At 66.4% G+C, this 6,463-nt stretch carries 6 protein-coding genes and 2 tRNA genes; 3 read left to right on the top strand and 5 right to left on the bottom strand.

Annotated elements, in window-relative coordinates:
* On the top strand, positions 1–787 hold a 787-nt coding region (locus ACN675_RS26900; protein ID WP_420753726.1), incomplete at its 5' end, for an SDR family NAD(P)-dependent oxidoreductase.
* A 31-nt stretch (positions 788–818) separates the two neighbouring features.
* Positions 819–1,565, top strand: coding sequence for an SDR family NAD(P)-dependent oxidoreductase (locus ACN675_RS26895; RefSeq protein WP_420753725.1), 747 nt, complete (start codon positions 819–821; stop codon positions 1,563–1,565).
* Between the two features lie 79 nt (positions 1,566–1,644).
* On the opposite strand, the gene clpX is transcribed toward ACN675_RS26895, so the two are convergent.
* The 5 genes from clpX to ACN675_RS26870 all read right to left on the bottom strand — a co-directional run bounded on the left by clpX (position 1,645) and on the right by ACN675_RS26870 (position 6,200).
* Positions 1,645–2,922 (bottom strand): ATP-dependent Clp protease ATP-binding subunit ClpX, encoded by a 1,278-nt coding sequence (clpX, locus tag ACN675_RS26890; RefSeq protein WP_420753724.1) that lies wholly within the window; start codon positions 2,920–2,922, stop codon positions 1,645–1,647.
* A gap of 281 nt (positions 2,923–3,203) precedes the next feature.
* Entirely contained in the window at positions 3,204–3,866 is a 663-nt protein-coding gene (locus ACN675_RS26885; protein WP_420753723.1) for an ATP-dependent Clp protease proteolytic subunit, read from the bottom strand.
* Between the two features lie 48 nt (positions 3,867–3,914).
* On the bottom strand, positions 3,915–4,541 hold the full coding sequence (locus ACN675_RS26880; protein WP_197251982.1) for an ATP-dependent Clp protease proteolytic subunit: 627 nt from the start codon (positions 4,539–4,541) through the stop codon (positions 3,915–3,917).
* A 114-nt stretch (positions 4,542–4,655) separates the two neighbouring features.
* Complete coding sequence (gene tig / locus ACN675_RS26875; protein ID WP_420753722.1) at positions 4,656–6,050, bottom strand: trigger factor; 1,395 nt, start codon at positions 6,048–6,050, stop codon at positions 4,656–4,658.
* A gap of 73 nt (positions 6,051–6,123) precedes the next feature.
* A tRNA-Pro gene (locus tag ACN675_RS26870) sits at positions 6,124–6,200 on the bottom strand.
* Between the two features lie 143 nt (positions 6,201–6,343).
* Here ACN675_RS26870 and ACN675_RS26865 point away from each other — a divergent pair.
* A tRNA-Gly gene (locus tag ACN675_RS26865) sits at positions 6,344–6,417 on the top strand.
* The last annotated feature ends 46 nt before the right edge of the window (positions 6,418–6,463 follow it).

The raw sequence follows: 6,463 nt of genomic DNA, 5'->3' as shown, positions 1-6,463 counted from the left end.
CGACGTCGCCGACGAGATCACCGCGGCCGGAGGCCAGGCGGTCGCCGTCACCGGCGACGTCTCCGATTGGGCGCTCGGCGGCCGCCTCGTCGACGAGGCCGTGAACAGGTTCGGCTCCCTCGACATCCTGGTCAACAATGCGGGCATCCTGCGCGACAAGATGATCTTCAACCTGTCCGAGTCCGACTGGGACGACGTGATCCGCGTCCACCTCAAGGGCCATGCCGCCACCTCGCACGCCGCCGCCGTGCACTGGCGCAATGCGAGCAAGGCCGCCGGCGCCCCCGTCTACGGCCGAGTGGTCAACACCTCTTCCGAGGCATTCCTGTTCGGTTCGGCCGGGCAGCCCAACTACTCGGCGGCCAAGGCGGGAATCACCGCGTTGACCCTGTCCACCGCGCAGGGCCTGGCCCGCTACGGTGTCACGGCGAACGCGATCTGCCCGCGCGCCCGGACCGCGATGACCGCCGGGACGTTCGGCGAGAACGAGAACTCGAACGGCGGACTCGATCCCCTCGCACCCGAGCGCGTCGCGACCCTGGTGTCCTACCTGGCCTCGCCCGCGTCCCACGAGATCACCGGCCAGGTCTTCGTCGTGTACGGCAAGATGGTCGCGCTCATGGCGTCACCGAAGGTCGAGAACCGTTTCGACGCAGCGGGATCCGAGTTCACGGTGAACGAACTCGACGAGCAGCTGTCCACCTACTTCACCGGCCGCGGCAAGTACGAAACGTACTCGGCGTACAGCGTGGCCGAGCTGGAGAAGCCCGCACTCGCCGTCGACTGACCGGCTCCGAGACCGAAAGCAGACGCACGACATGAGGCTTGCAGGCAAGGTTGCGATCGTCACCGGCGGCGCCGGTGGAATCGGACGAGGCATCGTCCGCGCGTTCACCAAGGAGGGCGCGAAGGTTCTGTTCGTCGACGTCGACGCGACCGCGGGTGCCGCACTCGAAGACGAACTGGGGAGCAGCACAGCGCGATTCCTCGAAGCGGACATCTCCGAGGAGGCGAGCGCCGACCGGATCGTGGCGGCAGCAGTCGACGCCTTCGGGAAGATCGACGTGCTGGTCAACAACGCGCACGCGTCGAGGCAGGCGCCGCTGCTCGAGACCACGCAGGAAATGCTCGACCTGTCCTTCGGAACGGGCTTCTACCCGACCTTCCGGCTGATGAAGGCCGCGCACGCTCAATTGGCCGCGAACCGCGGTTCGGTGATCAACTTCGCGTCCGGTGCCGGCATCGAGGGCAACGTGACGCAGAGTTCCTACGCCGCGGCCAAGGAGGCGATCCGCGCGATCAGCCGGGTCGCGGCCAACGAGTGGGCCGCCGACGACATCAACGTCAACATCATCTCCCCGCTGGCGCTCACCGAGGGCGTCCAGGCATACATCGAGGCGAACCCCGGCGTCGAGCGGGCACTGCTGTCGAAGACACCGCTGGGCCGCTTCGGCGACCCGGAGTCGGACATCGGCCGCGTCGCGGTGTTCCTCGCCAGCGAGGACGCCTCGTACATGACCGGTCAGACGCTGATGGTCGACGGCGGTAGCGTCAAACTTCGCTGAGCCCCCGGCGACGACCACGGCCCCCGACAGATGCCGGGGGCCGTGGTCGTCGAAGTTCGGAGCCGTCGAAGTTCGGAACCTACGCGGTCTTGTCGCGACGCTCGCGGTCCTGCTTGCGGGGCACGATCGTCGGCAGCACGTTGTCGGTGACGGTCTCCGCGGTCACCACAACCTTCTCGACGTCGTCGCGGCTCGGGATGTCGTACATCACCGGCAGCAGCACTTCCTCCATGATCGCGCGCAGGCCGCGGGCACCGGTGCCGCGCAGGATCGCCTGATCCGCGACCGCTTCGAGCCCGTCGATGGTGAACTCGAGTTCCACCCCGTCCATCTCGAACAAGCGGACGTACTGCTTGACGAGGGCGTTCTTCGGCTCCGACAGGATCTGGACGAGCGAGTCCTTGTCGAGGTTCGTCACCGACGCCACGACGGGCAGGCGACCGATGAACTCGGGGATCAGACCGAACTTGATCAGGTCCTCCGGCATGACCTCGGCGAAATGGTCGGTGGTGTCGATCTCGGCCTTCGAGCGCACCTCGGCGCCGAAACCGATTCCGCGCTTGCCCACGCGGTCGGACACGATCCGCTCGAGGCCCGCGAACGCACCGGCCACGATGAACAGCACGTTGGTGGTGTCGATCTGGATGAATTCCTGGTGCGGGTGCTTGCGTCCGCCCTGCGGCGGCACCGACGCCTGCGTGCCCTCGAGGATCTTCAGCAGCGCCTGCTGCACGCCCTCCCCCGACACGTCGCGGGTGATCGAGGGGTTCTCGCTCTTGCGGGCGATCTTGTCGACCTCGTCGATGTAGATGATGCCGGTCTCGGCCCGCTTGACGTCGTAGTCAGCGGCCTGGATGAGCTTGAGGAGGATGTTCTCCACGTCCTCGCCGACATAGCCGGCTTCGGTGAGGGCGGTGGCGTCGGCGATGGCGAACGGCACGTTCAGCATCTTCGCCAGCGTCTGCGCGAGATAGGTCTTGCCGCAGCCGGTGGGGCCGAGCAGCAGGATGTTGGATTTGGCGAGTTCGACGGTCTCGCCGCGCGCGTCGCGGGTCCTGTCGCCCGCCTGGATGCGCTTGTAGTGGTTGTAGACCGCGACCGCGAGGGTTCGCTTCGCCGAGTCCTGGCCGATCACATAGTTGTCGAGGAATTCCCGGATCTCGGCCGGTTTGGGCAGCTCGTCGAGCTTGACCTCGCTGGATTCGGCCAGTTCTTCCTCGATGATCTCGTTGCAGAGATCGATGCACTCGTCGCAGATGTAGACACCGGGGCCTGCAATGAGCTTCTTGACCTGCTTCTGGCTCTTTCCGCAGAACGAGCACTTGAGCAGATCTCCGCCATCACCGATACGTGCCATCTGTCAGGTCCCCTACTTCCTCGTGTGCGTGCAACCGACCCCGGGACCGCCGACAGTGCCGGTCCGGCGAGCGCGCCTCGGTTCGACCGTACCCGGAGATCACCACGCAGGTCGACCTGTTGTCCGCGTTTCGAAGGTCATATTTGTGTGGTGCACTGTGGTTTCTTCATGCGGCGCACAGTGTTTTCTTCGTGCGGCGCACCGGGATCTCGTTCCGCCGCGTGTGGACCGGCCCGGTCCGGAAGCCCGCGATGGCGGTGCCTCGGACCGGGCCGTGCCGGTCACTTCTGTGCCGAGAGCTTGCGGTACTCGAGCACGCTGTCGATCAGGCCGTATTCGACGGCCTCGGCCGCGGTGAGGATCTTGTCGCGGTCCGTGTCCTTGCGGATCTGGTCGGGATCCTTGCCTGTGTGCTTGGCCAGCGTGGTCTCCATGAGGCGACGCATGCGCTCGATCTCGGCGGCCTGGATCTCCAGGTCGGAGACCTGGCCCTGGATACCGCCGGTGGCGGGCTGGTGGATGAGCACGCGGGCGTTCGGCAGTGCGAGACGCTTGCCGGGGGTGCCGGCGGCGAGCAGCACGGCCGCGGCCGAGGCGGCCTGGCCGAGGCACACGGTGGTGATGTCGGCGCGCACGTACTGCATGGTGTCGTAGATCGCCATCAGCGACGTGAACGAGCCACCCGGCGAGTTGATGTACATGGTGATGTCGCGGTCCGGGTCGAGCGACTCGAGAACCAGCAGCTGCGCCATGACGTCGTTGGCCGACGCGTCGTCGACCTGCACGCCGAGGAAGATGATGCGTTCCTCGAACAGCTTGTTGTACGGGTTGGATTCCTTGACGCCGTAGCTCGAGTGCTCGATGAACGACGGAAGGATGTAGCGCGAGGAGGGGCCGGCCGGTGCGGCTCCGCCCAGAGCGCGGGGATCGAAAAGGTTGGTCATCGCTTCTCCAAGAAGTTCGTGATGCGGGGGACGGATCGTCGGGGTCGGCTAGTTGCCGGTGCCGCCGGCCTGCGCGGCCCGGGACACGACGTGGTCGACGAAGCCGTACTCGAGCGCCTCGGCCGCGGTGAACCAACGGTCACGGTCGGAGTCGGCGGTGATCTGCTCGACCGTCTGACCCGTGTGCTCGGCGATGAGCTCGGCCATCTCCCGCTTGGTGTGCGCGAACTGCTCGGCCATGATCGCGATGTCGCTGGCGGTACCACCGATGCCCGCGGACGGCTGGTGCATCATGATCCGCGCGTGCGGAAGCGCGTACCGCTTGCCCTTGGTACCGGCGGACAGCAGGAACTGTCCCATCGAGGCGGCGAGGCCCATGCCGAACGTCGCGACGTCGCACTCGACGAACTTCATGGTGTCGTAGATCGCCATGCCGGCGGTCACCGAACCACCCGGGGAGTTGATGTAGAGAGAGATGTCGCGCTCCGGATCCTCGGCCGCGAGCAGCAGGATCTGGGCGCAGAGCTTGTTGGCGATGTCGTCGTCGACCTGGGTACCGAGGAAGATGATCCGCTCGCGGAGCAGGCGCTCGTAGACCGAGTCGCTGAGGTTCAGCCCAGCGGTGGCCGAGGTCATCGTCGGACCGATGGATGTCGCCGGATTCTGAGGAGTCACGGTACCTGCCTTCTCGTCAATCGTGGATTGCTGACACAGACACTAACGAAAGCGGGGCGGCACCGGATGCCCGGTGCCGCCCCAATTCGCTTACAGCGGAACGATCAGCGCGTTCTACTCGGCCGACTCGTCGGCCGCAGCCTCGTCCGCTGCACCCTCGGCGGCCTCGTCCGCTGCGCCCTCTTCGGTCTTCGAACCGAACAGCGACTCGGTGTCGACGGTCGCACCGGTGGTGTCGGTCACGGTCGCCTTGTTCACGACGCTGCCGAGCGCCTTGCCGCGACGCACGTCCGCGAAGATCGCGCCGAGCTGGTTCGCCTGGCTGATCTGCTGGATGAACTGCTCCGGCGGGATGCCGTAGCGCTGTGCCTGGAAGAAGATGCGCTCGGTGAGCTCCTGCTGCTCGACCGTGGTGCCCTCGGCCTCGGCGATCGCATCCAGCAGCAGCTGGGTCTTGACGGAACGCTCGGCGGACTCGCGGGCGTCCTTGTCGAACTCCTCGCGGCTCGAACCCTGCTCCTCGAGCAGCTCGTTGAGCTTGGTCTCGTCGTGGTCGAGCGCGTGGATGGCGTCGTGCAGCGCGCTGTCGACCTCGGCCTGAACGACGGCTTCGGGCAGCGGGACCTCGACGGCCTCGAGGAGAGCCTCGAGAACCTTGTCCCGGATCTGGCCGGCCTGCTCGACCTGCTTGACGCGCTCGACGCGCTCACGCAGGTCCGCCTTCAGTTCGTCGAGGGTGTCGAACTCGCTCGCGAGCTGCGCGAAGTCGTCGTCCTCGGCGGGAAGCTCGCGCTCCTTGACGGAGTTCACCTTGACGGTGACGACGGCTTCCTTGTCGGCGAACTCACCGGCGACGAGCTTCGAGGTGAACTCGGTGGAGCCACCGGCCTCGAGGCCGATGACGGCCTCGTCGAGGCCCTCGATGAGCTGGCCGGAGCCGACCTCGTGGGACAGGCCCTCGGTCGCGGCCTCCGGGACGGGCTCGCCGTCGACGGTCGCCGAAAGGTCGATGGAGACGAAGTCGCCGTCCTGCACGGGCCGCTCGACGCCCTTGAGGGTGCCGAAGCGCTGGCGCAGCGACAGAAGCTGCTCGGCGACGTCCTCGTCGGTGATCTCGACGGGATCGACGGTGACGGCGATCCCGGAGAAATCGGGGAGGGTGATCTCGGGGCGGACATCGACCTCGGCGGTGAACGCCAGTTCGACGTTGTCCTCGATCTTGGTGAGCTCGATCTCGGGCTGGCCGATGACCTTGACGTCGTTGGCGGTCACGGCCTCGCTGTAGCGGGGGCCGATCGCGTCGTTGACGACCTGCTCGAGCACGGCACCGCGGCCGACACGAGCCTCCAGCAGCTTGCGGGGAGCCTTGCCGGGACGGAAGCCGGGCAGGCGGATCTGGCTGGCGAGAGCCTTGAACGCGCGGTCGAAATCAGGCTGGAGCTCCTCGAAGGGCACCTCAACGTTGATACGGACTCGCGTCGGGCTGAGCTGCTCGACGGTGCTCTTCACGGACATGCTCCTTCTGTGTCGTGCTCTTGTCTAGGTCTCACTACGGGCGCCGATTCTCCGCCGCCGTTCGTTCTGGTCGGGATGACAGGATTTGAACCTGCGACCCTCCGCTCCCAAAGCGGATGCGCTACCAAGCTGCGCCACATCCCGTCGTCCAACCGGTTCCCGTCGACCGCCCGGGGACCCGCTGAGGAATCCTACGGCCCCCCGATTATGAAATCCAAAGCGAGGTTCGGTACAGTCTCATCCGGCAGCGACGGAGACGGCGATCCCGGCAGAAGTCGCTTGCTCGCGGGGATGTAGCTCAATGGTAGAGCCCCAGTCTTCCAAACTGGCTACGCGGGTTCGATTCCCGTCATCCCCTCCACGGGATCTCACGCCCGCCACCACTTCCGCTGGCGGGCGTGAGTCGT

Source organism: Rhodococcus sp. O3, from assembly GCF_048897285.1.
In the GTDB taxonomy this organism is placed as follows: domain Bacteria; phylum Actinomycetota; class Actinomycetes; order Mycobacteriales; family Mycobacteriaceae; genus Rhodococcus.
The sequence above is the reverse complement of the archived record's forward strand: the minus strand, read 5'-3'. Positions and strand labels throughout refer to the sequence as shown.